Origin of the sequence: Armatimonas sp., from assembly GCF_043757465.1 — a bacterium.
Taxonomy (GTDB): domain Bacteria; phylum Armatimonadota; class Armatimonadia; order Armatimonadales; family Armatimonadaceae; genus Armatimonas.
Map to the genome: position 1 here is coordinate 1 of NZ_JAYVPL010000062.1, position 25,003 is coordinate 25,003.

A 25,003-nucleotide genomic window follows, 5' to 3' on the forward strand; every position below is an offset into this window, starting at 1 on the left:
GGCAGCAGCACCACTGCGTCGGCCGGGTGGACGCCCTGCCTGCGCATGGCGGCCATCAATCGGGACATGGCCTGTTGCCAGCAAAAAAGATCGACAGGCACAGGGGAAACGGGAATGTGAGGCATGAACAAAGGAAGGGAGAAGCAGCGAAAGGAAAGAAATACGGTTGGCAATAAGCCTTGAAACACTATGGCCGTCATAGGTTTTTGGCACCCCGCCAGACGCCTGCGCGGCTACCGGAACACTTGCTTTCTGCCACAATGATCGCTACTTGAGCCACAACCCGGCAACCCGCAAGCAATCTGACAAAGGACCCATCATGGCCAGCGAACTGATCAAACATACCACCGATGCCACCTTCGAAGAAGATGTGCTGAAGTCATCGACGCCGGTGCTTGTCGATTACTGGGCCGAGTGGTGTGGCCCGTGCAAGATGCTCGCTCCGCAGCTCGAAAAAGTGGCGACGCAAGAAGCGGGCCTGTCGCTGATCGTCAAAGTGAACACCGAGGCGCTTCCAGGGCTCTCAGCGCAGTACAATATCCAGGGAATCCCTGCGCTGTTGCTCTTCAAAAACGGCAAGCTGGTCGCGGAGCAAGCCGGAGCCCAGCCCGCCTCGGCCATTCGGGATTTTATCTACCGATGAACCTTGGTAGGAACCGATACCGAGTGAGCGGGGCACTGCTTTTGCTTTTGTTGTTGCCCGGTTTTGCCTACGCCAACGGTGCCATGAGCCTGGCTCTCTCAATCTTTGCCTGGCCTCTCTGGCTTGTCTATGTCGCCGCAATGGTGTTTTTTGAAGCCGGCTGGATCGGGCGGGCACTGGGAATGCCTTTTCGAGACGCGCTGACCAAATCTCTTGTTGCCAATGCTGTTACTTTGGTTTTAGGAGCCATCTTCTCTGGCATCTTTGGCTACATGCTTTACGGTTGTTTTGGAAGCAATCTCAACCCGAATCCACTTGGACAGTCCGTTCTCTTGCTGATTCTCGGCGGACTTTTCTCCGCCGCCATAGAAGCTCCTTTCTGGAAAAACTGGCACGGGCGGTCACCGTGGCGTGCCAGCTTCGCGGCGCACTTACTCGGAGTGCCTCTGGCTCTGGTGATTCTGCTTCTGCCCGCACGGCCTTATCCGGGGCTGGAAGGGCAGGCGAGCTGGCGGCGGCATTGGGTGTTTCCCCGTAGTATGGAAGGGGCACTCAGTGAGGAACTTTCAGAACGGGAGCGCTTTCCTGAGTCGCGCACCTTCCCTGAGCTACTGGAGCGGCTCCGTCCTAAGCTTCAAGGGTATAAAAATGCCACGGATCTCTGGGCTGCGGCCTACCGTCCTCGCTACCACCGCTTTGACACAGGGGAGCGACGGCGCGAGCCGATTGAGTGGAATGCGACTCTGGCCGGTAAACGCAGCGATGCCTTCCCCGAGCTGGTCTGGGTGATCCGTTGGCGCTATCCGATCTCCTCAACCGGCGAGTTCTATAGCGAGGGATTGATTTATGATTCCCGCTTACAGTCTTTTGCTCGGAGCACCGACGCGAAGAAGCTGGGCTTCTGAAGAGGTACAATCTGAGGCATGAGCCTCTATGATTCCCTTCCGCTGACCTTTCCTCGCCGCAAGACCCGCGCCGTTCGCGTGGGCAATGTCTTTATCGGCGGCGAGCATCCCGTGGTGGTGCAGACGATGATCACGGAGGAGACCAAGAACGTGGACTCGTGCGTCCGTCAGATCACCGAGCTGGCGCGCAAGGGTGCGGAGCTGGTGCGCGTGACGACGCCTTCGATGATGGAGGCACACAAGCTAGGCGAGATCAAGGCGAAGCTGCGGGCGAGGCTGGTCAATGTGCCGCTGGTGGCCGATGTGCACCATCAGGGCAGTGATATTGCCGTTGCGGTGGCCGAGTACGTGGATAAAGTCCGCCTCAATCCGGGGCTTTTTGTCTTTCACAAGCACACGGGCCGGGATGAATTCACCGAATCCGAGCACGACGAGCAGCGCGAGGCCATCGAGGCCAGCTTAGTTCCCGTGATCGAGGCGTGCAAAAAACGCGATATCGCCATGCGTATCGGCGTGAACCACGGGAGCTTAGCGGAGCGCATGCTCGTCACCTACGGCGACACGCCCGAGGGCATGGTGCAGAGCGCGTTAGAGTATCTGAGAATCTGCGAGAAGCACGACTACCGGAATCTCATTATCTCCCTCAAAGCCAGCCGCGTCCCGATCATGCTCGCGGCCAATCGCCTCATGGTGCAGCGCATGGACGCCGAGGGCATGGACTACCCGCTGCATCTGGGCGTCACCGAGGCAGGCGATGGTCAGTACGCCCGCATCAAATCCACCACCGGAATCGGAACGCTCCTCGCCGAGGGTATCGGCGACACGATCCGCGTCTCTCTCTCCGAGGACCCGATTCAAGAGCTGCCTGTCTGCTACGAAATCTTGCAAGCGCTGGGGCTGCGAAAAACACAAGTGGAGTTTATCGCCTGCCCGAGCTGTGGACGCACGAAATTCGATCTTCCAACGGTATTGAACCAAGTAAAACGCGCCACCAGTCACTTAATTGGCCTTGATATTGCCGTCATGGGGTGCTTTCCGCCTGGCGAGATTGTTGTCACAAAGACAGGCTTTGTTCCAATTGAGACCGTGGAAGTGGGACAAAATGTCCTGACACAGGAGGGGACATTCTCGTCGGTCAGTGCCGTGGATACTCACATTTTTGAGGGAGAGCTGGTCGAGCTGAAGTTGCGAGGAGCGCCGCCGATTCTTGTGACACCAAACCATCCGATCCTGACGCTGGAGCGAACAGGGAAAGCAAAAAAAGACCGCACCCGCTGGCAGAATATGTCCGAAGTGCCTGGCTCCGGTCAGGAACCGACTTGGCACGGGGCGGAGGATATTCACAAAGGCCACGTTCTGCTCTATCCCGTGCTTCAGGGTGATCAAGAGGTCAAAAGTGTTCCCGAGGCGCTACACCTTTCCGCGAGCGATGATTTTCTGAGGCTCGCAGGCTACTTTGCCGCCGAGGGCTCCCTCGGAGGACGAAATGGTATCGCTCGTCAAATCTTCCTTACTTTTGGTTCGGATGAGCCTGAACTCGCGCAGGACGCCCATAATATTTTTTGCCAACTGGGAGCTTCGGTCAGTCTTCGCGAGCGCCCGGAGCGCAACACGATCGAGGCCATCGTTCACTCTACCGAGTGGGCGACACTTTTTGCACAGCTCTTTGGGCGGCGGGCGGAGAACAAACACTTCCCGCAGTGGATGATGACGCTTCCCAAAACCCGGCAAGTGACTCTCCTTAAGACTCTCTGGCTTTGCGACGGCTATACGGGCGTGGTACGTGGTTATCCCAGAGCCACCTATGTCACGGTCTCGCCCCAGCTTGCCTATCAGGTACATCAGCTTCTCCTGCGCCTGGGAATCCCCGTGACCATCGTCCGCCGCCAGCCCAAGAACCGCCAGCAGGTCTACTTCCTTTCCATAACCAACGCCGATGCGCTCCGCACCTTCGCCACTACACTCGGCTACGAGATCACCATTCCCGATGAGCGTCAGAACAACGCGCGGCTGGCGCTGGATAAGCATTTTCTCTACCTACCCGTTCTCTCAACAAGCCGAGTTGTCTATGCAGGCAACGTCCACAACCTGGAAGTTGCGGGATCAGGCACCTATATCAGCTCACTTGCGGTTGTTCACAACTGTATCGTTAATGGCCCCGGCGAGATGGCGGACGCTGACTACGGTTATGTAGGAAAAGCAGGTGGTAAAATCACGCTTTACCGCAAAAAAAATGAAATTAAAACCGTGGATCAGAGCATCGGTGTCGAAGAACTTGTCGCGCTGATTAAATCCGATGGCAAGTGGCAGGAGCCCAAGAAGGAGAACTGAATAATGCCGTCGCCGTTTCCGGGGATGGATCCGTGGATTGAGAGCCCGACACACTGGGCAAATATGCACCGTCATATGATGACGGAGATAACGCTACGACTGAATCGCGAGCTCACGGATGCGTTTGTGGCAGTGATGGATGAGAACGTCTATCTATTGCCCGCGAGTGAAAAATATCTGCCGGATGTAACCGTTCGGCGCACCCCAAGCTTTGCGGCAGCGGCACCTCATTCACCCTCTGTGCTGCTTGCTTCTCGGCGCGAGGCAACGACGGCACTGGAGATTGTCGAGGAGACGGAGGAAGTGCGTGAGCCGTTTGTCAAAGTGCTGACAACCCACGATGACCGGCGTGTGGTGACCGTGATTGAGATTCTCAGCCCGGTCAATAAGATAGGAGCGGGGCGGGAGCAGTATAGGAAAAAGCAGCTTGACATGCTGGAAGGAGATGTTCATCTCCTCGAAATAGATTTACTGCGAGCGGGTCAGCACACGGTCGCCGCCCCGCCCGCGAGTATCCTGCGGCGCTATGGCATGGCCTGGGACTATGTTATTTCCCTTCATCGAGCCAGAACCGGAAACCGCTATGCCTGCTGGCCCTTCACCCTGTACGATTCCCTTCCCGTGGTGGATGTCCCACTAACCGTGGGATATTCGGACATTCCCCTGGATACCGGGGCGATTTTCGCGACCTGCTACGACGGCGGAGCGTTCCGACGCTCCATAGACTACTCCCAACCTCCCACGCCGCGCTTGAAACCCTCTGATATGCAGTGGGCGGCGGAGTGGCTCAAGCCAAGGTGATATTGGCGGCCAGAAGTGCGTCGCGGAGGGTGCTTCGGAGCGGGGGGAGGAGCTGGGCGGGGCGCTTGCCGTGAGGGGCTTTGAAAGTGATTCGGAGGGTGGTCTTAGTGGCATCGGCGGCGGTGATTCCCTCGACATGGGGGCGCTCGGGGAGGTTCTGGAGGGCCAGGGTTTCTTCGATGATTTTGGTGACGGCGGTGATGTCCTCCGCGGCTCCGACCGAGAGCTCGAAGCTCGCGCCCACTAAGCCCCGGCTGTGGTTGCAGACTTGGGCAATGTCGCCGTTGGAGAGAATATAGAGCTTACCGTCATCGTCGCGGATTCGGGTGATACGCATGCCCAGCTCCTCGACGGTTCCACTGACAGCACCGATTGTGATGTAGTCTCCGGCGACATACTGGTCTTCTAAAAGCAGAAAATAGCCCGTGATGACATCTTTGACCAGCTTCTGTGCCCCGAAGCCAAACGCGAGCCCGGCGACACTTGCGGTGCCGACGATGGCAGTGATATTGATACCCACTAGGCTCAGGCCGGAGACGATAAAGATAAAGCAGAGCACGAAATCAGCGGTGTTTTGGAGCAGCCCCGCCAGGCTACGAACCCGCGTCGCCTGGTGCTCTGCCGCCGCTCGCCCTGCCAGTTGCTCTCCGATCCGACGCACCAGCCGTTTGAGCAGCCAGCGCGCGGCGGTATAAGTCACAATCAGTACCAGCAGCTCCAGTAAAAATAGCACCGTGCGCCCGTAGGCCAGCTTTTCCAGGCCCGTGAGCGCCGAGAGCTCCTCCGCAACTCCGCGTGCGGAGAGGGGAGGCAGCGAGGAGGGAGGCACTACGCAAGCCCCCCCTCGCCGAGCTTATCGGCCTGGTCAATCGTGACGAGCGCATCAATGATCGGCTGAATGTCGCCGTCCATAATATTGTTCAGCCCGTGCAGGGTCAGCCCGATTCGGTGGTCCGTGAGGCGATCTTGCGGGAAATTATAGGTGCGGATCTTGTCAGACCGATCCCCGGAGCCCACTTGGAGCCGTCGGTTCTGGGTCACCGACGAGAGCATTTTCTCTAGCTCCATGTCATACAGCCGGGCACGCAAGACACGCATGGCCTGCTCGCGGTTCTGGAGCTGCGAGCGCTGATCCTGGCAGGCCACGACGATGCCTGAGGGGAGATGGGTGATTCGCACCGCCGTCTCGTTTTTCTGGACGTTCTGGCCGCCCGCCCCGCCCGAGAGGTAGTAGTCCATCTTGAGGTCTTTGGGGTCAATATTGACCTCGACATCGTCCACTTCCGGCATCACGGCGACCGTGGCCGTGGACGTGTGAATCCGCCCGCCGGACTCGGTAACGGGAACGCGCTGGACACGGTGAACACCGCCCTCGAATTTTAGTTGTGAGAACGCGCCCTCGGCCTGAATCGAGAGCTGGGCATCTTTGACGCCGCCGATTCCCGTCTCCTGGCAGGCGATCAGCTCGCTCTTCCAGCCGAGCCGCTCCGCCCAGCGCATGTACATCCGCAGGATCTGCGCACAAAAAAGCTCCGCCTCGCCGCCCCCGGTGCCAGGACGAAACTCCATAATCACATTTTTATCGTCGGCGGGGTCTTTGGGCAGCAGCATGAGCTTCAGCTCTTTTTCCAGCGGCGCGACTTGCGGCTTGAGCTCGTCTAGCTCCATCTGTGCCAGCTCTTTCATCTCGGAGTCACCCACCATCTCTTCCGCATCCGTGATGCCCTTGAGCACCGTTTTATAGCGGCGGAACGTGGTGACGAGCGGGGTGAGGGACGTGTGCTCCCGCGCGATGGGAGCGTAGCGTTTCACATCACTGGCAACGGCGGGGTCCATCATCTGATGGAGTAGCTCTTCGTAACGTCGTTCAACATCGAGTAGTTTTTCAAACATGGCAGCTCTTGTTTTACCATAGTGGCAGGGCAATCGCCGGGGATAGGAAGTCCTAGGCAAGAATTCTAATGGTTGTTTTATAAATTCATTAATGAATTAAAAATATCATAAATATCTAATTTGGCATGAGATATGTAGGTTAGATTTCGTAATTGCGGGGTAGAATCCCCGCTGGAAGAAATTTATGAATATTTGTGTTATTGGTACAGGGTATGTCGGTTTGGTCACGGGCGTGATCTTTGCGGATCTGGGGAACGAGGTTATCTGTGTAGACAAGCTGGAGGCGAAAGTGGAGCAGCTCCAGCGCGGCGAGATGCCGATCTACGAGCCGGGGCTTGAGGAACTCGTGCAGCGCAACGCGGAAGAGGGCCGTCTGACTTTTACGACAGATCTCGATAGCGCGGTGCGTAAGTCGGAGATTATCTACATCTGTGTGGGCACCCCGCCTCGCGCCGACGGCTCCACGGACATGGGCCAGGTGGAGAGCGCGGCGCGTGGGATCGCGGCGGCGATGGATCGCTATAAAGTTATCGTCAATAAGTCAACGGTGCCTGTGGGTACTGGTAGCTTTGTGCGGGAAGTGATCGAGACCAACCGGCGGCGTAATGTGGACTTTGACGTGGTCTCGAACCCGGAGTTTCTGCGCGAGGGCTCGGCGATTCAGGACGCGCTCAACCCGGATCGAATCGTGATCGGTGCCCCCAACCAGATCGTCGCGCTCAAGGTGCTAGAGCTTTATGCGCCTCTTGAGCGCCCGATGATCATCACCGATGTGGCCAGCGCGGAGCTGATTAAATATGCCTCCAACGCATTTCTTGCCGTGAAGATTAGCTTCGCCAACTCCATCGCCAATATCTGCGAGGCCGTGAATGCCGATGTGATCCAGGTCATGAAAGGCGTCGGACAAGACCGAAGAATTGGCTCCGCGTTTCTGAATGCGGGTCTGGGTTACGGGGGAAGTTGTTTTCCCAAGGACTCATCGAGCCTGCTCCACACCGCACAGAGCGTCGGCTACGACTTTCCCATCTTAGAGGCGACGATAAAAACCAACGACGAGCAGCCTAAGCGCTTCATCAAGAAAATTGAGACGGAGCTAGGGGGCTTTGAGGGGAAGAAAATCGCGCTGCTTGGGCTGGCGTTCAAGGCTAACACGGATGACATGCGCGATGCCAAGTCGCTGGATGTGATTGCGGCAGTGCTCGCGGGCGGTGGCAAGATCGTGGCCTTTGATCCGATTGCGATGGAGAACTGCAAGAAGATCTTCCCCCAGATCACCTATGCCAAGAGCGCCTTCGAGGCGGCGGCGGGAGCTGACGCGGCTGTTGTGGTGACGGAGTGGAATGAGTTCAAGCAGATTAACCTAGAGAAACTCAAGGCCGCAATGCGAGGAAATGTCGTTTTTGATGGCCGTAATCTCTACGACCCGGAGAAGATGCGCCGCGCGGGTTTTGTCTACCACGGGGTCGGGCGCAGTAGTAAGTAGAAAAGACGGCACCCCTTGCGTTTTCTACTTCCGCCCTCAGAAGGCAAGACCGCCCCGCGCCGAGGCGCTCCGCTAGAGCTGACGGGGCTCAGCTTTCCGGAGCTTACGGAGCCGCGTCGGCTGGTGCTGGATGCCCTTACCACGCTCTGCACCAGCGATCCTGGTGGAGCGTGCGCTGTGCTTGGCCTCACATCTAACCAGAGTGCTGAGGTCGTGCGTAATCAGAACCTCAGGAGTGCGCCCACCGCCCCGGCTTGGCAGATCTACTCCGGCGTTCTCTACGGGCAGCTTGATGCCGCTTCGCTGAGTGCGGCACAGCGCGCACGGCTTGCGGGGCGCGTCTGGATCGCCAGTGCACTCTTCGGGTTCGTGGGGTTTACCGATCACATTCCTGCCTACCGCCTCTCCGGTGAGACAGCCCTACCGGGTATCGGCTCTCTTTCACGTTTCTGGCGCGACTCTTTAACACCGCTGCTTTTAGGAGGCGACGAGTCGGAGCTTATCGTGGATCTGCGCTCGGGAAGCTATGTCAAGCTGGGACCGCTTCCCGCTGCCATGGCGCAGCGAGCTGTCGCCACACGAGTGCTCCAGCAAATGCCCTCGGGGCCGCCGAAGCTCATCACGCACTTCAACAAGGCCACCAAGGGCCGCATCCTGCGAGCCGTAGCGCAGCACTCGGGAAGGCTCCGCACCATAGAGGATCTCGCGCAGCTCATCGCCACATTGGGCGCGAACGTGACATTGATCCCGCCCGCACGCGCAGGGCAGCCCCAGCAACTAGACATCGTCGTGGAGGTGGCTTAGCCAAAGCCGACTCCCGTGAAGAGCTTGATGTGCCCGAAGTCTGGGTAGCGCCCGTCTTTATTCTTTTTTTCCTGCGCCGTTGCGCCTGAGAGAGCAAGCTGTGTGCCGCCGCCGAGCCAGGTGGCATCGGTGACGCGCATCTTGCAGTCCAGAGCGTGCACCAATCCGCCGGAGCTGGCATCAAAAAGTGCTGCGTTCCACTTGCCCTGCGCCAGCTTTCCCGCCATCAGAAAGACTGTCGCACTGGGGTGAAAACGCAGCGACTCCATGAGGCCCGCCCCGGCATCGGCATCTTGAATTTGCGAGATTTTACGCACCGGAGTCTCGGTCCAGGCGAAGCGCTGCCAGGTCTGCTTGCCGTTGCCCGCCATCGGGTCCACCATCGGCCCCATGCCACAGGCCAGTAGCTCGCGGCCATCGGGGCTAAACGCGAGATCGAAGATGCCACCGATGTAGTGATGGCTCTTGATAATGCCCCAGCAGGTGAAATCCGGCGTCGTCCACGCCGCCACTTGCTTGCCCGTCTCTAGATCCCATACCCGAATCTCACCCATTAAATTTGCGGCAGCAAGATGCTTACTATCCGGGCTAAACGCCACCGAGAGCACGGGAGGCGTGTGTGCAAACTCCCCACGCAGCTTGCCCGTCTCGGTTTCGAAGACTTTCACGCTGGGCTCGCGCTCTTTGGCGGGCTCGTATTTTTCGCCGCCCGCCAGATACTGCCCCGTGACGCTTGCCACGAAGCGCTCATCGGGGGAGACGCGCATCTTCCACGACCAGAACGCGTGGGCTTTTACAGTGCGTACTTCTTTGGCCTCAGAGTTGGCTGGTGAGAACCAGCGCAGCGTGCCGTCGTAGCCCGCCGAGAGGAGCTGATTCGACTTTGCCAGATACGCCATGCCACTGGCATAGCTCTCGTGCTTGCCTAGTTTCTGCGGCATCCCGGACTCGATAGGAACGGCCCAGACCCCGCCGTCGAGGCAGGCTGCAAAGAGCTGCTTACTATCCGGGGCCGCGGCAAGGGCAAGCACCGCTGTGGGCAGCTTCAGGTCTTTGAGGGGCGTGAGTTTTATCTCGCTCATTTCAGTATCTCCCGAATCGGCTCTGCCTTATCCTCGACTCGGTAGAACGTCGGAATATCATCGGCTTCGTACTCGGCATACGGGTCGAGGCCCAGCGCCGTGAAGATTGTCGCGAAGAGATTTTTCTCATTGAAGGGCTTCTCCGTCACGTCCACGCCATCTGCGTCCGTTGCGCCCACGACCACGCCGCGCTTGATGCCCGCGCCCGTCATCGCCAGGCTCCAGGCATCGGGGTAGTGATCGCGGCCCCGGGCAGCGTTGAGCCACGGCGTGCGGCCAAACTCACCCATCACGACCACCAGAGTCTTGTCGAGTAGGCCGCGCTCCTCCAGATCGTTGATAAGATTGGCGACAATGCGGTCCATCTCGGGCACCAGCATCTGGTAGATCTCGTGCTGAAAGACATGACAGTCCCAGGGCATGCCGTTAGCGACCATCACAAACGGAGCCCCGTTCTCCACTAAGTTGCGGGCCAGTAGTGTGTGCAGCCCAAACGTGCCGGGGCCGTAGCGTTCGCGATCTTGCGGTTTTACTTTCTCTAAATCAAAGAGATCGGCACAGCTCATCAGACCCTTGACCCGAGAAAACGTCGCGTTTTGCGAGCTAGCGGCGGCACTCTGTCGGTCGTTTTCGAACTTCTTCGTGAGGAATTTTCGCAGTGCCTCACGCTGCTCGAAGTCCTGCGTGGTGGTGTCGGCGAGGCGCTTGATATCCGCCAGCTTGTACTCGCCGCCCGCGCGCACCGGGCCGTACTGCGCCCCGAGCCACCCGGCCCAGTTGCCCGCCTTAAATGACTCGAACTCATTGCCTTTGGGATTAGGGTCGAGAAATACAAAATTGGGAATGGGACTATCCAGATGCCCGAGCTGCTGGGCCAGCACGGAGCCCAGAATCGGACGAACAAACGGCTCGCGCGGAGCCGCTCCGCGCGTCAGTAAATCAATGGCCTGGAAGTGCTCACCCGGCTTGGTCTTCATCGAGCGTACCACGGCGAGCTTGTCGGCGATCTTGGCGCAGTTTGGCATCAGCTCGCTGAACTGGACACCGGGGAGCTTGGTGGGAATGGCGCGAAACGGCCCGCCAAAGACACTGCCCGGCTTCGGGTCCCAGGTCTCGAACTGGCTCGGTGCTCCGCAGAGCCAGAGCAAGATGCAGTGCTTCTCCTGGCGCTTGGCCTCGGCGGCAATGGCGGCAGGCGAGAAAAGCCCCGTCCAGCTTAGCGCCGATGCCGCGCCCGCTCCGACCAGCCCTTGCAAAAACAGCCTCCGGTGAAGCGTGTGCTCGGGTGGCGTGCAGCCTTTTTGGTCGCCTTCGGTTTTCGTGTCGCTTGTGTCGTTCATATTTTTATGACCCCCTAACCCCCGTCCGACGGGGGGAATAGGAGGAATCTGATTCCATTTTGTCCCCCCGCCCAGCGGGGGTTAGGGGGTGGGCATGTTAGTGGTTCACCTGGAACTCCGCGCTGGTGAGCAGAGCCCAGAGCAGGTTCTGGACGCCGCGCTCTGGCGACGAAGCTGTTTTTAGAATCGCCTGGCACTGTGTCAGCTCCGTGGCATCGGGCAGACGTCCGAAGCTGACTTGAAACGCCTCGCGCACTTGCTGCTCGGGGGTGGCCAGCGCGGCGATCTTTGTGGTCGTGTTACCCGGCGTTGGTTTCAGCAGGCGATCCACGAGCGGTGAGTTGGTCAGAAAAAGCGCCTGTTGCAGCGACGGATTGTACGTGTCGGGCATGAGATCGGGGAAGGCTTTTACAAAACCCTGTTCGAGCTTCTCGGTCTCGGGGTTGTCTGTTTTTGCCGCAGTCGCCACTTGGAGCGAGTGCAGGAGCTGCTCCGCCGAGAGGGGCTTCTCCAGTGCTCGGGAAAACGACTCCGGTGGCGGCAGAACTTTCCCAACAGACTTCGCCTCAAGCTGGTAGGCGCGGGTCAGGACGATGTTTTTCACGAGCCGCTGGATATTGTAGCCGCTTGTCTCAAAGTCTCGTGCGAGCCACTCCAGAAGCTCCGGGTGGCTGGGGCGGTGCTTGGAGTCGAGCTGGTCGGCGGGCTGGACGAAGCCACGGCCCATGAGCTTGGCCCAGATACGGTTGACAAAGGCGCGGGCCAGCAGCGGGTTCTCTTTAGTCACCGAGTCGGCGAAGGCTTCGCGGCGAGAGAACTTAGGAACCGCCGCGCGGCCTTTTGTGGGGGGCACGAGATAGAGATCGGGCTTGTCCTCTTCTTTTTCATCAGCAGCCGGGATGCGCTCGGAGATACTCTTGCCATTGAGAAACACAAGGCTCGCAGTCTGAGACTCTTTCTTGAGGTTGGCGAAGTTGATAAAGCCCCCGATGGCGCTCTCCGAAATGCCCGTGCCAGAGTCGGTGTCAATGTTTTTGCCACGATTGAAGGCGGCGACCAGCCCCCAGTAGTGCCGCTGCTCGATCTCCCAGGCTAACGGATGATTGTGGCACTGGGCGCACCCGAGCTTCACCCCAAATGCCACGGGCGCGACGGCCTCAGCAATGGCCTGGAAGCTATTATTGCGCGCCGCCAGAAACCACACCGCACCCTGCTTGGATTTCTCCATGGGCCGGGCGACGAGAATATCGCGCACCACGGCGTTCCAGGGACGGTTGGTACCAAACGCGTCTTCGAGAAAGGCATTCCATAGAGCATTCTTGCCCACGCCGCGCCCCATCAATGTGGTGTCGAAGACCTCGCGGAAGTGGCGCGGGTAGTCGGCGGAGGCCAGCAGCTTGGCTACTAATTGGTCGCGCTTGTCGCCGTGGTAGTCGCCGATAAACTGCTTAAGTTCCTCGTTCGTGGGAATCCGCCCCGCCAGATCCAGATAGAGACGTCGGGCAAATACCGTGTCGCTGGCAGGACGGGCGGGAGTGAGTTTCTCTTTTTTCCAGCCCGCTTGCACAAACCAGTCTATGGTCGCGCTGGGGGTGAGATTTGTGGGGGGTGCTTCGAGCGAGGGCAGCGAGCGCTGGTAGGCTTTCATGTACTCCGGCACTGACTTTGTCTGTTCCGTTTGGGGAGGCAGAAGCGCGATCCAGGTCTTGAGCGTGTTGATTGCCTCGGTGCTGAGCTGCTTCTTGGGATCGGGCGGCATGTGCGAACCGGGCTGAGGAAGAACATACTGCACCAGGCGGCTCTCGCCCGGCTTGCCGGGAATCACGGCGGGGCCACTGTCGCCGCCGCGTAGAATCGTGTCGAGGGAGCGCAGGTCCAGCCCCCCGCTTTGTCGCACGCCCGCATGGCACTTCAGGCAGGATTTGTCGAGCAGCGGCTCTACCTGACTGTACCAGTACTCCTCGGGATTGTTTGTACGTGCCTGGCTCTTGCCTTGAGATCTGGCACTGTGGGGGTAAAAACCGAGGGCGAGAAGTGCGACAAGCGCAAAAAGGCTGGGCGCGAACCGGAAGACGTTGTGAGAGTGGTGACAGTTGGGCACAGCTCCTATGTTAACACAGCTCCTTATGCTAGCACAACTCCCACCCTGCCTGCCTCTTTAATTGATGCAGATGATCGTTTAGCTCAGCCTCGTAAAATTCTTGACTCTTCGGCAGGTTTTAAATGGTGAGATACGGAACTGAAGCGTATGGCTCCACTGCTTCTCTATCAGATTGATGAGCTACTGCGCTCTCCTGGAAAGTGCTACTCCGCCGAAGCGCTTTCTAAGCAACTAGGTATTAGCAGACGACACGTTATAACGTCTATTGAACGACTTCGTAGTCATCACAACGCCCCGATTCCACGGCACTCTCGGCAAGGATACTACTACACCGACCCGACTTTTGCACTTAAACGCCTCCTGCTGACTCCTCCTGAGCTTCAGGCCGTGCGTCGGGCGTTACTGGCTGCGCAAGAGTTTGGCGGAGTCGGAGCCGAGGAGTCCCTCAAGCTTTTAACGGATGCACTGATCGGTGAACAGGCGCTACCTCCGGTGCACTTGAGCGTCTCCGGTGCGATCCACCCGGCATCGGGAATCACGATGTCCCCCGCACTGCTCAATGATCTGGAGGAAGCACGACGCAGACGGAAGCGGGTGCAGATTGTCTACTGGTCGGCACACAACGATGAAGTCACGGAGCGAGTCGTGCGGCCCTACGTGATCCATAACCACCAGGGCGAGCAGTATCTGATTTCGTGGTGCGAGCTGCGAGAGAGCGAGCGGGACTTTCTGCTCACCCGCATTCGTCACTGGCAGGTGCTCGGCGAGGAGGCGGCCTACACAACAGCGAACTTCGATGCCGCTGCCTATATCGCCAAGAGCTTTGGCGTGCGTCACGGTGAGCCACCCGTCACGGTGAGGATTCGCTTCACGCCGTATCAAAGCCGCTGGATTCGCGAGCGGCAGTACCATGCAAGCCAGGAGCTTGCGGAGCTGGAGAGTGGGGGCGTGGTGCTGACACTTCAAGTTACGGGGACGTTTGAGATAAAGCGCTGGGTGCTGGGCTTCGGCGCGGAAGCCGAGGTGCTGGAGCCACAACGATTGAGAGACGAGCTGGCAGAGGACGTGAAAGAACTTCATAAAATTTATGGCACTTTGGACAAGTGAACCCTTTCTTCACTTGATTCTTGCTATGCTGATCACAAATCAATCACAAACGGTGTGTAAAGTAGAAGTCAGAAGTTTTTTGGAAACGGCCTTTCCGGGATAGGAAGGCTGAGTGGAGTAGGGTTCCAATTGGGAATGTAGTTTTGGAGATATGAAGATGAAGCAGTATGAAGTGTCGTTTGAAATTGCGGGGCCATTTGCTATGTTCGCACGACCAGATACCGGGGCAACTCCCGTCTCCTATCCTGTGTCAACATGGTCAGCGGCCAAAGGGATGTTTGAGGCTGTCGCGCCATTCAAGCATGCTTATATTCGTCCCACCCACGTTGAGATTTGCAGCCCAATCAGGTACGAGCGGTACGTAACAAACTATCGTGGCCCGTTGCGCCAGAGTGGAAAGGAAAACTACCAGCTAATCGCAACGATTCTTGCCGATGTCTGCTATCGGATTCATGGTGTTGTAGAACCGCTCAATGGAAACTATGGACAGGCCCACGCCCTGCAAGAGATTTTCCAGCGTCGTTTGAAGCAGGGGCGACTGTACTACACGCCGTGTTTGGGCTGGAAAGAATTTGCTCCTACCTACTTTGGTGAGCTACGCGAGCAGACAAAACCAGAAGCGTCTATCAATCTAACGATTCCGTCGCTTCTGCGCTCGGTCTTCGATTCTGACGTGCGAGGGAAAGTGCGCCCGGAGTTTTTTCAAAACGTCGCGATTGAAAAAGGCGTGATGTCGTTTATGAGTGGCAAGGAATAAGACGATGCTCAACGAAGCCTACAATATTTATAAGAGTCTGCAAAATGCGAGTATCATCCCTGAATCTCAACATCCTAGTATTACTTCAACTCTTGGGAAAAGTATCTATGTCCGAGTTGTATTGAAGGAAGATAGTCATATTTTGCGAATTAATTCATTAAGTGATTCAGATCGTCTTGGTCTCTGGACGCATTCTGTAGGAAATGGCCTGTACTTTCCAATCGTTCCTATGGATATTTCTCTTTTCCACGTTATGGAAGATAATGAGTTTCGACGAGTAGCTACCGATACAAAATCAAAGCCCGAACAAAAAATGGCGGCCCTGTTGGTAATTGCTGAAACGTGTATACCGACAACCTTTGATGAAAAAAACTTAAAAAAAATTGAAGCGCGACTTCAACAAGGCCGAGAACTAATCGGAAAAGTCAATCAGATAGATCAAATTGTGGAGCGTTTCGATAAAAGTATTTCCAGTTCTTTTTTCTTAGATGATCTTCGGGCTAAGGTCATTACAGCAATAAAAGAAAATAGTGGCGACCAGGCAACCTGGACAAATATTATTCTAGGCTCAAAAATTCGCTTTGCGCTTGATCTTGAACAGACTATCTATAAAGATCAAATTAGGCAACAGTTGATTCAGGCCTTGTTGATTTCCGAATCCGAAGGCACATTGACAAGTATTACCGAGAGAACCTGTGGAGTCAGCGGGAAAGTGGGGAGTCTTCAAACGGGGCCGTTTCCTAAAGTCCCTCTTTTAACGCTTGGCAAAGAATATCCCTTGTTCTCTCGATTCAAAGCATCAGAGTGCAATGCTCGATACGGAATGCTAGGTTCGGAAAGCGTTCCTATCGGACGTGAAACTGCCTTGCAAATGAAGGATGCCATGACTTGGCTTCTCGACAGTGACCGGCACGGAAAGACTTGGCGAGCTGTCGCTTCGGGGAGAATGGATGGCAAGCTGGAAAAGCGTGACCTTCTTCTGGCTTATGTTGAAGGCAAACCCAACATCGAAGTCTTGCTGGCAAACTACATTGCGGGCGGAGATGATGAGGCTATGGAAGCAGATGCCAGTGTCCCCGAAGAGGAGCTTTTGGTATCTCGATTTAAGGCAGATACTGGCATTGTTTGTGATGCACTTCGGGCCGTTGTGCAGGAAGCGCCTCAGAGTCGGCTTCAAATTACGCTTTTACGCAAAGCGTCCGATGGTGCGGCCTTTGTCGCGCTTTCCGAAACTCCGACCGTGGAAAATCTTCTTAAGGGCGCACAGTGGTGGTCAGAGCAGGGGCGCAATCTTCCACGACTGAAACTTCCACTTATCCCAAAGGTAAAAGGGGCAAAACTTCAGTACGCTTCACCGGAGGTTCCGTCGCCTGGTCAAGCCGTCGCGCTTTTCACGCGGGAATGGCGGCGCGGCGGAACAGAATACACGCCCATTGGAGGTGTGATGCTGGGCGAGATTCTGCCGTTGCTTTTTTACGCAGAACGTCGTAAGCCCGTTGCAAAAACTCTCTTGAGCTTGCTACTGCCTCGCTCGATTGTTTTGTTAGAAGGGATTGCAGGAGCTGTTCACCGACGTGACGATGCCTGGAATCAGTTTAACAACCCATCCCGCTTGTTTGCACTGCGGACTCTTGGATGCCTCGGAATCTGCTTGTCCGCTTTGAATCGTGAGAAAGGTACTTATATGAATGAATCTCCCTACCAAGTTGGGCAGATGCTGGCGCTTGCTGACAGACTGCACCGCGACTATCACATCGTTGTCCGCTCGGGGCCTATGCCGCCAAGCTTGATTGGAAACGCGCACTTTGGCATGGCACTGGAGAACCCAACGAAAGCTCTGTCAGTTCTGGCATCGCGAATTCCTGTCTACATTGGCTGGGCGAAGACAGCTCAAGTGGCTGACGCGGCACCGGACAATACTCGCATCGCCGTTTTTGAAGCACGTAAAGTTCTTCGTGAGTACGAAACGCTTGCGGCAGCAGTGCATGGCAACTTGCCGGAAAAGATGAAAGACACTGACAAAGCAGAAATGCTACTCGGCTATCTTGCCGGGGTAGAAAAGGATGAAGAGACGAAATGAGTAACGAGTTGATGACTCTTCCCCGAGTGACGGGGCTTTTAGTAATTGAGGTTCGCGAGTCGAACCCAAACGGTGACCCCGACAACGAAGGGGAACCGCGTATGCGCGGCCACAACGAGCGCGGGGTTATCTCCGGCGTCTCGTTCAAACGCAAGTTGCGTGATCTCGTGGAGGCAAAAGATGGCCCTGTCTGGATGCATCTGGCATCTGAACTTGGTATCGATGAGAGAAAAGCCGAATTTGAAGTTCTCGAAAGCCGGGGACGAGATCGAATCGCCATAGGAAATATGAAAAAAGCAGATTTTCAAAAAGCGTACTGGGATGCCCGCTTGTTTGGAACGACGTTTCTTGAATCGATCAAAGAAGACAAGTCTAAGGATGTCGAACATTTTATTCGCTGCGGCGTCGTGCAGTTTTCTAATGGTCTTTCAGTCGCCCCCATACGAATCCATCGGCAGACAAATACAAACAAGGCAGGCGTGCAAGAAGGCAAAGATCGCGGTATGGCTCCGCTGGGCTATCGCATCGTTGAGCATGGCATCTACGTCATGCCGTTCTTTGTGAATCCGACAGCGGCATTGAAGAGTGGATGCAAGCCCGTAGATTTGGAGCTTTTGAAGAAACTTATTCCCATTGCCTACCCGCAGACCGCTTCGGCAGTGCGACCACTTGTGGAGACACGCCACGCCTGGTGGATCGAGCACAAATCTCCCCTTGGCTCTTGTAGCGATTTTGCCCTAATTGATGCGCTGACACCGAAAAAGAAAGAGAAGCCAGATGAGGCATCCAGTGGCATTGATGAGTACGATGTTCCAAACGGCTTGCCGGACGAATTAAAGTCTCGTGTGGCCTCGATAAAAGACCTGATGAACGGATAGCCCCATGGAAGATGAGCCGCTGGCGCACAGCCCGAAAAAAGACGTTCCCGCGCAGACCTACAACGTTCATATAACGAACGTCAAGAGGCTGGCTACTTGCAGTGCAAAGCGTGCCGCTACTTTCTACGATGGCAAGAGAGAGCGTTTTATTCGGGATGTGGAGTCGGCGGCTCTTTTCCATGATCTTGGCAAACTGGACGAACACAACCAGGCCGTTTTGCGCGGAGTGAACAAAGGGAGGCTTCGTATTCCTCACGAAGATGCAGGTGTCGCTTATCTTTGGAGCCTCGGCTTGAAAGAAGCGGCGCATCTTGTTTCTGCTCACCACGCCGGACTTGCTGACTGGGAGGTGGAAGGAAACGAATCCCAATGCTTGCGAAATCGCAAGCTGAATGACGATGCGTCAGCTTGGTATGTGGAGACAGATACGCATCTGAGCGAATACCTCCGCAGTCACCGTGACGACGCACACTGCCTGACTTTAGACCCTGTTGAAAAAAACGGCGGATTGTATGGGAAAGCGGGTTTTTTGCGCCGTATCGCGCTTTCGTGCCTGGTGGATGCCGATCATGGCGACACGGCCCGCAACTACGGCGGGGAAGTCGAAACAAAGCCTATTGAACCTCGGTGGGAGGAGCGTCTAAACCGTCTCAATCAGCATGTCGAAAAGCTTGCAGAGGAGGCGAAGAAAAAAGCGGTAAGTGACGATGAGCAGAAGCGGATTTCTCTCCGTGAAGACGTGTATAAAACTTGCCGTGATGCGGCGATAGACGGGCCGATTCGCTCCTGTGATGCGGTAGTCGGTTCGGGAAAAACGACCGCGCTTATGGCTCATCTTCTGCACGTCGCCAAGGAGAAGGGACTGCGGCACATCATTGTCGTTCTCCCCTACACGAACATCATCACGCAGTCGGTGGAGGTTTACCGGAAGGCTCTCACGCTTGAGGGAGAAAACCCCGAAGAAGTTGTTGCCGAGCATCACCATAAAGCGGACTTCGGTAGCCGCGACGCAAGGCAGCTTGCCACACTCTGGCAGGCTCCAATTATCGTTACGACCGCCGTGCAGTTCTTTGAGACCCTGGCATCCCACCATCCTTCCCGCTTGAGAAAACTGCACAAGCTTCCCGGCTCGGCAGTGTTCATTGATGAATCCCACGCGGCCATTCCTACGGCGCTCTGGAAACAAACGTGGCGCTGGCTGGAGACGTGGACACAAAAATGGAGCGGATATTGCGTCCTGGCAAGTGGTTCGCTTGCCCGCTTCTGGGAGATTCCCGATATCGTTCCCGCAACTCCCACCATTGCCGATTTGATCGGAAAAGACCTAGGGAAACGGCTTCGGGAAGCGGAACAACGCCGCGTTAAATACGTGCGAATCGCCGACGCCCTAACGGTGCCTCAGTTGATGCAGAAAGTTAAAGATGCGCCGGGGCCGCGCTTGGTCATTGTCAACACGGTTCAAAGCGCCGCCGTATTCGCTGACACGATGCGAAAAGCAGGTCACGATGTCTTGCATCTATCCACTGCTCTGGCTCCTGCTCATCGAGATGTCATCGTCAAGAGAATCAAAGAGCGTCTGAAACACGATAACTCCGATTGGACTCTTGTGGCGACAAGCTGCGTCGAGGCGGGAATGAACTTTTCTTTTCGTACTGGCTTTCGGGAAACATCCACGGCGGCGAGCCTTATTCAAGTGAGCGGACGCACTAGCCGGGAAGCTGAGTTTGCCGACCCTGTTGTGTATGATTTTCGATTGATTGGCGACTTGATTACGAAAAATCCCGCATTTGATAATTCCTCTCAGGTATTGACCCATCTCTTTAGTGACGACTCTCCCAATAGACTACCTCCCAGTGAGCTTGTCTTAGAAGCAATGCGGCAAGAACTGAACGCCGGAGATTTGAAAAAAGCGGAGAAAGTTGTTCAAGCAGAAGAAGCGATGAACTATCCTGCGGTTAGCAAAGAATACCGAGTTATTGATGCTCCTACGCTCACAGTGGTGATTGACAAGAAAATCATCGCTGAGCTTCTGAGCGACCCTTGGGCAAAGATCAGCAGCCGGGATTTGCAGCGATTGAGTGTCCAGCTCTGGCCCTACAAAATCGAAAAGGGCGATCTGCCTATCAAGCTTTTGAAGGGGGACAAGAACGACTACGATGCGCTTTACTACTGGGACGGTAAGTACGACCCCGACTTTCTGGGATACATGGCAGGGGCATTACCTCTGCTCAAAGACTTGCTCACGCTTAACCGTGATGGATGTCTTCTGGGATGAGTTTTCTTTTTCACACACTTGAATCAATCGTGCGCAATCCTCAATCAAACGTGTGCCCACCGGAAGCATCGGGGGCACACGTGAAGCAATCGCCTGCAATCCTGAACCTTTTGTGGGCACACTATTGCTTCAGGATTGCACACGAAAACAATAGGATTACACACGAAAGGCAACGGTGCGTTCTTTGCTAAAAGAGGGAAGTGTACCCGTGCTTCTCGTAGACAAAAAATGATTTCCTTGGGAACTTAACAGAATGCAAAACCCGTACGATAGAGTAGTTGTCAACCGTCTTTTCGGGCTGGGGCGGTGGGCAGTGCAATGTGGCAGCCCAATGGTACGTAAGGAGATAAAGAGATGTCACGTGTTGCACCCGGTGCGATTCAGGAGCGCTACAAGCGCTACATTCAGGCATGGGAGACACTGTTCCCCGACAGTGTGTTTGGAGGAGTCACTCTGGCGCAGTTCAAGGCGATGGCAGCGATTAGCAACAAAGATTGTGACGTTATCGCGGATCTCGATACGCAGATGGCAGGGGCTATCGCGTCGCGTGATGGTAACGACGACACGATTATGGACGCAATGGAGCTTATCGTCAACGGGGTGCGCGCCGATAAGTCCGTGGGCGGCGGCGATGGCGTGCTCTACAAGGAGATGGGGTATGTTCCCAAGAGCCAGCGCAAGCCGCCGGTTCGCAAGCCCAAACCTACCACCCCCTAGTCTCCTCCTACCCCCTGGCCCCCGCCTACCCCCTGGCCCCCGCCCGGCGGGGGAATCCGATTTGTTCCCCCGTCGCACGGGGGTTAGGGGGCTGGCTTCATGGAAACTCTGGTGATGCTCTCCGCGCTTCAGCATTTTTCGTACTGTCCCCGCCAGTGTGCGCTCATTCATCTGGAGCATGTCTGGGACGAGAATTTGTTTACTCTCAAGGGTACTGCGGCGCACGAGCGGGCGGACTCAGGCAAGGCGAGCTGGAAGAGTGGGGTGCGGGAGGTACGCGGACTGCCGCTCTTTAACGATACCCTCGGGCTGGTGGGGAAAGCGGATGTGGTGGAGTTTCACCTCGATGGTCAGATCATCCCGGTGGAGTACAAGCACGGCGTGCGTAAGCCGGGTCGCCACGATGACATTCAGCTCTGCGCCCAGGCTTTGTGTTTAGAAGAGATGATGGGCAAGCCCGTTTCTGAGGGCGCGATCTACTCCATCCAAACCAAGCGCCGCCGCACCGTGCCCTTTGACGACGACCTGCGCGACGAAACGTATCAGGTCATTGCCGCCGTTCGTACACTCTTGCAAAGCACCGGGGCGCTTCCCCCGGCACTCACGGATCGTAACAAGTGCCGAAACTGCTCTCTCTTCGATGCCTGCGTCCCCGACACGGTACTTGCCGCCCGCGCCGCCTGGCACGGACGAAATCTTTTTCGCCTGGAGGTGACTGCCCCATGACCCGTGAGCTTCTCAATACGCTCTTTGTCCTCACCGAAAACGCCGTGGTCGGGTTGGACGGCGAAGCACTTGCCATTCGTGTGGACGATCAGCCCAAGCGCACCGTTCCGCTGCACCATCTGGGCAGTGTGATGCTCTTTGGGACGGCGCATATCACTGGCCCGGCGCTTGCCAAGTGCGCCAAAGACGGTCGCGCGGTGAACTTTATGGACTTTGCCGGGCGCTTTCAGGCACGGGTGGAGGGGCCAGAGTCCGGCAATATTTTACTGCGTCTGGCGCAGTTCTCCGCCCATACCGATCCCCTCCGCACCGCACAAATCGCCCGCTGTGTGATCGCGGGAAAGCTACGCAACCAGCGACAGAACCTCATGCGTTCGGCGAGGGATAGTAAGAAAGACGAGGACAAAAAGTACCTACAAGCCGCCACGGATGCCATTGCCCGGCTTGTCCCGATGCTCCCCGAGCAGCCCGACACGGATAGTATTCGTGGGATTGAGGGCCAGGGCTCCGCGCTGTACTTTGAGGTCTTCGACCACATGCTCACCGTGCCCGCCTCGGAGTTTGCCTTCACCACCCGAAGCCGTCGCCCGCCCCGTGACCGGGTGAATGCGCTGCTCTCGTTTCTCTACGCTCTTCTCACCACGGACTGCGTCGCGGCGTGTGAAGGAGTCGGCCTTGACCCCCAGCTTGGCTACTTGCATGTCCCGCGCCCCGGTCGCCCGTCGCTGGCATTGGATCTGATGGAAGAGTTCCGCCCCGTGATTGCCGAGCGCCTTGCCATCACGCTTATCAACCGCCGCCAGATAAAAGTGGAGCACTTCGACGACTTTGAGGGCGGCGCGGTGCTCCTCAACGAGTCAGGCAGGAAAACGGTTTTGTCTGCCTACCAGGAGCGCAAGAAAGAGGAGATCGAGCACCCGTTTCTCAAAGACAAAGCGCCACTGGGCTTGCTCCCGCACCTGCAAGCCCGTCTTCTCGCCCGGCATCTACGCGGCGACCTGGATCACTACCCCCCGTTTCTGAGTGCCCCCTAGGAGATTCATTTTATGGACATGTTAGTCACCTACGATGTCAACACGCTCACCAAAGAGGGGCGCAGTCGCTTGCGGAAAGTCGCCAAGGTATGCACTAGCTTTGGACAGCGTGTGCAGTATTCCGTCTTTGAAGTCACCGTCAATGCCGTGCAACGAGAGCGCATGATGGAAAAACTTCTTGCCGTCGTGAGTCAAACCGAAGATAGTCTGCGAATTTATCACCTCTATGGCGGGCGTGAGAAAGTCGTCGAGAGCTACGGTCGAGACAGCTACGTTGATTTCGAAGGCACACTCATGATTTAACCTTGTCATCCGCGAACCCCAAGTGGTTCTACATTTAGCCTGAGGTTCGCGGAAGCTCCCCTTCTACAAACCCCTTGCCAATTCCTTGACTCCCCGCTACAATGCCCCAAGTCGTTATCCTCCCACGAGGAAATTCGACCGTTGCACCCGGTCTTCGGATCGGGTGAGGATTGAAACAACCACCACTGCCTGCTCGAACCCCACATTAAAATGTTGCACCCGGTCTTCGGATCGGGTGAGGATTGAAACTCTGTATCGCCCGGCGGCGTGTAGGTCGTGGTGAGCGTTGCACCCGGTCTTCGGATCGGGTGAGGATTGAAACACCATCACGCTCTCGCTTGACTCCAAGCGCACCCCCGTTGCACCCGGTCTTCGGATCGGGTGAGGATTGAAACACCGCTGAAGTGCTGGCAGACACCGCCGCCGAGTTCGTTGCACCCGGTCTTCGGATCGGGTGAGGATTGAAACAAGGGGATCAAGGCCAAAGTCGCGCATCGAGAAGTTGCACCCGGTCTTCGGATCGGGTGAGGATTGAAACGGCCGGGTGCGCCGGAACCTGAGAGAGACGCAGAAGTTGCACCCGGTCTTCGGATCGGGTGAGGATTGAAACTCGATTACGATCTTTGCGGGCGGCTTGGGCATCTCGGGGTTGCACCCGGTCTTCGGATCGGGTGAGGATTGAAACCCGGCTCAAGCACCGAGTCTGAAATGCTGGTTCCAAGTTGCACCCGGTCTTCGGATCGGGTGAGGATTGAAACTTCAGCTCTACGCCGCTCACTACTGGCTTCGGAGTTGCACCCGGTCTTCGGATCGGGTGAGGATTGAAACTCCTGGGTGAACGCCTCGTAGAAATCCTTTGCCATGAGTTGCACCCGGTCTTCGGATCGGGTGAGGATTGAAACGTGGTGATCCCAGGTTACTGGCAACGCGGCATTGTGTTGCACCCGGTCTTCGGATCGGGTGAGGATTGAAACATTACCATCAAAGCCCGAGAGCTTCAGCCCTGCCAGTTGCACCCGGTCTTCGGATCGGGTGAGGATTGAAACCGTAGAGGCTTCTGCGGTTTCGTCTGGAGTGTCTACGCGTTGCACCCGGTCTTCGGATCGGGTGAGGATTGAAACTCCTGCGGCGGGGACAGGTCGCGCTGGGTTTGCAAGGCTGTTGCACCCGGTCTTCGGATCGGGTGAGGATTGAAACAGTGCCCGAGGAGCCACCTGTGGGCAATGTCTCCAGTTGCACCCGGTCTTCGGATCGGGTGAGGATTGAAACTTCACAGGGACGACAAACTCCCCGGGTGTGATGGTCGTTGCACCCGGTCTTCGGATCGGGTGAGGATTGAAACACCCAGGCCGCGCAGGATGACCAAGACGCCGCCACGTTGCACCCGGTCTTCGGATCGGGTGAGGATTGAAACTCCTCGTCGTGCGAGTGCACCACTTGGCACAGCTCGGTTGCACCCGGTCTTCGGATCGGGTGAGGATTGAAACACTTTCCCCATACCGGGAACCTGAATCTGTGAACCGTTGCACCCGGTCTTCGGATCGGGTGAGGATTGAAACCACGGGTGGCGCATATACAAAGCAATTCTACGGCATGTTGCACCCGGTCTTCGGATCGGGTGAGGATTGAAACCAGGCGATAGCGCCGCACGAAGAGTTCGCCCTATGTTGCACCCGGTCTTCGGATCGGGTGAGGATTGAAACCCTTTAAGCGAGACGCCATCCTCAGCCAGCTTCTGTTGCA

20 protein-coding genes, 3 pseudogenes and 1 CRISPR repeat array are annotated in these 25,003 nt (G+C 56.6%); of the genes and pseudogenes, 17 read left to right on the forward strand and 6 right to left on the reverse strand.

Annotated features, from left to right (window positions below; all coding sequences use genetic code 11):
• Positions 1 to 200, reverse strand: a 200-nt coding sequence (locus ACH2ED_RS07885; RefSeq protein WP_395089963.1) for a hypothetical protein, incomplete at its 3' end; no start/stop codon positions are given.
• A gap of 119 nt (positions 201 to 319) precedes the next feature.
• Between ACH2ED_RS07885 and trxA the strand changes: the two genes are divergently transcribed.
• The 6 genes and pseudogenes from trxA (at position 320) to ACH2ED_RS07915 (ending at position 4,680) form a co-directional block, all read left to right on the forward strand.
• Positions 320 to 643: a thioredoxin gene (gene trxA / locus ACH2ED_RS07890; RefSeq protein WP_395089964.1), complete on the forward strand. Its 324-nt coding sequence runs from the start codon at positions 320 to 322 to the stop codon at positions 641 to 643.
• Positions 640 to 1,548, forward strand: coding sequence for a hypothetical protein (locus tag ACH2ED_RS07895; RefSeq protein ID WP_395089965.1), 909 nt, complete (start codon positions 640 to 642; stop codon positions 1,546 to 1,548). The genes trxA and ACH2ED_RS07895 overlap by 4 nt, the downstream gene beginning before the upstream one ends.
• 18 nt (positions 1,549 to 1,566) lie before the next feature.
• Positions 1,567 to 2,622, forward strand: a pseudogene (gene ispG / locus ACH2ED_RS07900) ((E)-4-hydroxy-3-methylbut-2-enyl-diphosphate synthase); the annotation flags it as partial.
• Positions 2,623 to 3,255: 633 nt separating this feature from the next.
• Positions 3,256 to 3,504: pseudogene (locus tag ACH2ED_RS07905) on the forward strand (LAGLIDADG family homing endonuclease); the annotation flags it as partial.
• A 177-nt stretch (positions 3,505 to 3,681) separates the two neighbouring features.
• Positions 3,682 to 3,879: pseudogene (locus ACH2ED_RS07910) on the forward strand (flavodoxin-dependent (E)-4-hydroxy-3-methylbut-2-enyl-diphosphate synthase); the annotation flags it as partial.
• A gap of 3 nt (positions 3,880 to 3,882) precedes the next feature.
• Positions 3,883 to 4,680, forward strand: a complete 798-nt coding sequence (locus tag ACH2ED_RS07915) for a DUF4058 family protein (RefSeq protein ID WP_395089967.1) — start codon at positions 3,883 to 3,885, stop codon at positions 4,678 to 4,680.
• On the opposite strand, the gene ACH2ED_RS07920 is transcribed toward ACH2ED_RS07915, so the two are convergent.
• A complete protein-coding gene (locus ACH2ED_RS07920; protein WP_395089969.1) occupies positions 4,667 to 5,509 on the reverse strand; it encodes a mechanosensitive ion channel family protein in 843 nt (280 codons plus the stop codon). The two genes, ACH2ED_RS07915 and ACH2ED_RS07920, sit on opposite strands and share 14 nt — an antisense overlap.
• Positions 5,509 to 6,573: a peptide chain release factor 1 gene (gene prfA, locus ACH2ED_RS07925; RefSeq protein ID WP_395089971.1), complete on the reverse strand. Its 1,065-nt coding sequence runs from the start codon at positions 6,571 to 6,573 to the stop codon at positions 5,509 to 5,511. The genes ACH2ED_RS07920 and prfA overlap by 1 nt, the downstream gene beginning before the upstream one ends.
• 184 nt (positions 6,574 to 6,757) lie before the next feature.
• Here prfA and ACH2ED_RS07930 point away from each other — a divergent pair, with 184 nt between their 5' ends.
• Together ACH2ED_RS07930 and ACH2ED_RS07935 are read left to right on the forward strand one after the other, a co-directional pair.
• Complete coding sequence (locus ACH2ED_RS07930; protein WP_395089972.1) at positions 6,758 to 8,056, forward strand: UDP-glucose dehydrogenase family protein; 1,299 nt, start codon at positions 6,758 to 6,760, stop codon at positions 8,054 to 8,056.
• Between the two features lie 15 nt (positions 8,057 to 8,071).
• Positions 8,072 to 8,860, forward strand: a complete 789-nt coding sequence (locus ACH2ED_RS07935; protein WP_395089974.1) for a YaaA family protein — start codon at positions 8,072 to 8,074, stop codon at positions 8,858 to 8,860.
• On the opposite strand, the gene ACH2ED_RS07940 is transcribed toward ACH2ED_RS07935, so the two are convergent.
• The 3 genes from ACH2ED_RS07940 to ACH2ED_RS07950 form a co-directional block, all read right to left on the reverse strand.
• Positions 8,857 to 9,942 carry a WD40 repeat domain-containing protein gene (locus tag ACH2ED_RS07940; protein WP_395089975.1) on the reverse strand — a complete coding sequence of 362 codons (1,086 nt, stop codon included), beginning with the start codon at positions 9,940 to 9,942 and terminating at the stop codon, positions 8,857 to 8,859. The genes ACH2ED_RS07935 and ACH2ED_RS07940 overlap by 4 nt on opposite strands.
• Positions 9,939 to 11,282 (reverse strand): DUF1501 domain-containing protein, encoded by a 1,344-nt coding sequence (locus ACH2ED_RS07945; protein ID WP_395089976.1) that lies wholly within the window; start codon positions 11,280 to 11,282, stop codon positions 9,939 to 9,941. The genes ACH2ED_RS07940 and ACH2ED_RS07945 overlap by 4 nt, the downstream gene beginning before the upstream one ends.
• 97 nt (positions 11,283 to 11,379) lie before the next feature.
• The gene (locus ACH2ED_RS07950; RefSeq protein WP_395089978.1) at positions 11,380 to 13,383 is read right to left on the reverse strand and encodes a DUF1553 domain-containing protein; all 2,004 of its coding nucleotides are present in this window, start codon (positions 13,381 to 13,383) and stop codon (positions 11,380 to 11,382) included.
• A gap of 147 nt (positions 13,384 to 13,530) precedes the next feature.
• Between ACH2ED_RS07950 and ACH2ED_RS07955 the strand changes: the two genes are divergently transcribed.
• The 9 genes from ACH2ED_RS07955 to cas2 all read left to right on the forward strand — a co-directional run bounded on the left by ACH2ED_RS07955 (position 13,531) and on the right by cas2 (position 23,260).
• Positions 13,531 to 14,490, forward strand: coding sequence for a helix-turn-helix transcriptional regulator (locus ACH2ED_RS07955; protein WP_395089980.1), 960 nt, complete (start codon positions 13,531 to 13,533; stop codon positions 14,488 to 14,490).
• A 157-nt stretch (positions 14,491 to 14,647) separates the two neighbouring features.
• Positions 14,648 to 15,247, forward strand: a complete 600-nt coding sequence (cas5, locus tag ACH2ED_RS07960; RefSeq protein WP_395089982.1) for a CRISPR-associated protein Cas5 — start codon at positions 14,648 to 14,650, stop codon at positions 15,245 to 15,247.
• Positions 15,248 to 15,251: 4 nt separating this feature from the next.
• On the forward strand, positions 15,252 to 17,327 hold the full coding sequence (locus ACH2ED_RS07965) for a hypothetical protein (RefSeq protein WP_395089984.1): 2,076 nt from the start codon (positions 15,252 to 15,254) through the stop codon (positions 17,325 to 17,327).
• A complete protein-coding gene (locus ACH2ED_RS07970) occupies positions 17,324 to 18,205 on the forward strand; it encodes a type I CRISPR-associated protein Cas7 (RefSeq protein ID WP_395089986.1) in 882 nt (293 codons plus the stop codon). The genes ACH2ED_RS07965 and ACH2ED_RS07970 overlap by 4 nt, the downstream gene beginning before the upstream one ends.
• Positions 18,206 to 18,209: 4 nt before the next feature.
• Positions 18,210 to 20,480, forward strand: a complete 2,271-nt coding sequence (locus tag ACH2ED_RS07975) for a CRISPR-associated endonuclease Cas3'' (protein ID WP_395089988.1) — start codon at positions 18,210 to 18,212, stop codon at positions 20,478 to 20,480.
• Between the two features lie 354 nt (positions 20,481 to 20,834).
• A complete protein-coding gene (locus ACH2ED_RS07980; RefSeq protein ID WP_395089990.1) occupies positions 20,835 to 21,197 on the forward strand; it encodes a hypothetical protein in 363 nt (120 codons plus the stop codon).
• A 99-nt stretch (positions 21,198 to 21,296) separates the two neighbouring features.
• Positions 21,297 to 21,923, forward strand: coding sequence for a CRISPR-associated protein Cas4 (gene cas4 / locus ACH2ED_RS07985; RefSeq protein WP_395089992.1), 627 nt, complete (start codon positions 21,297 to 21,299; stop codon positions 21,921 to 21,923).
• Positions 21,920 to 22,957, forward strand: a complete 1,038-nt coding sequence (gene cas1c / locus ACH2ED_RS07990; RefSeq protein ID WP_395089994.1) for a type I-C CRISPR-associated endonuclease Cas1c — start codon at positions 21,920 to 21,922, stop codon at positions 22,955 to 22,957. The genes cas4 and cas1c overlap by 4 nt, the downstream gene beginning before the upstream one ends.
• A gap of 12 nt (positions 22,958 to 22,969) precedes the next feature.
• Positions 22,970 to 23,260, forward strand: coding sequence for a CRISPR-associated endonuclease Cas2 (cas2, locus tag ACH2ED_RS07995; RefSeq protein WP_395089996.1), 291 nt, complete (start codon positions 22,970 to 22,972; stop codon positions 23,258 to 23,260).
• Between the two features lie 140 nt (positions 23,261 to 23,400).
• Positions 23,401 to 24,963: direct repeats of the CRISPR family, unit length 37 nt; unit sequence GTTGCACCCGGTCTTCGGATCGGGTGAGGATTGAAAC.
• The last annotated feature ends 40 nt before the right edge of the window (positions 24,964 to 25,003 follow it).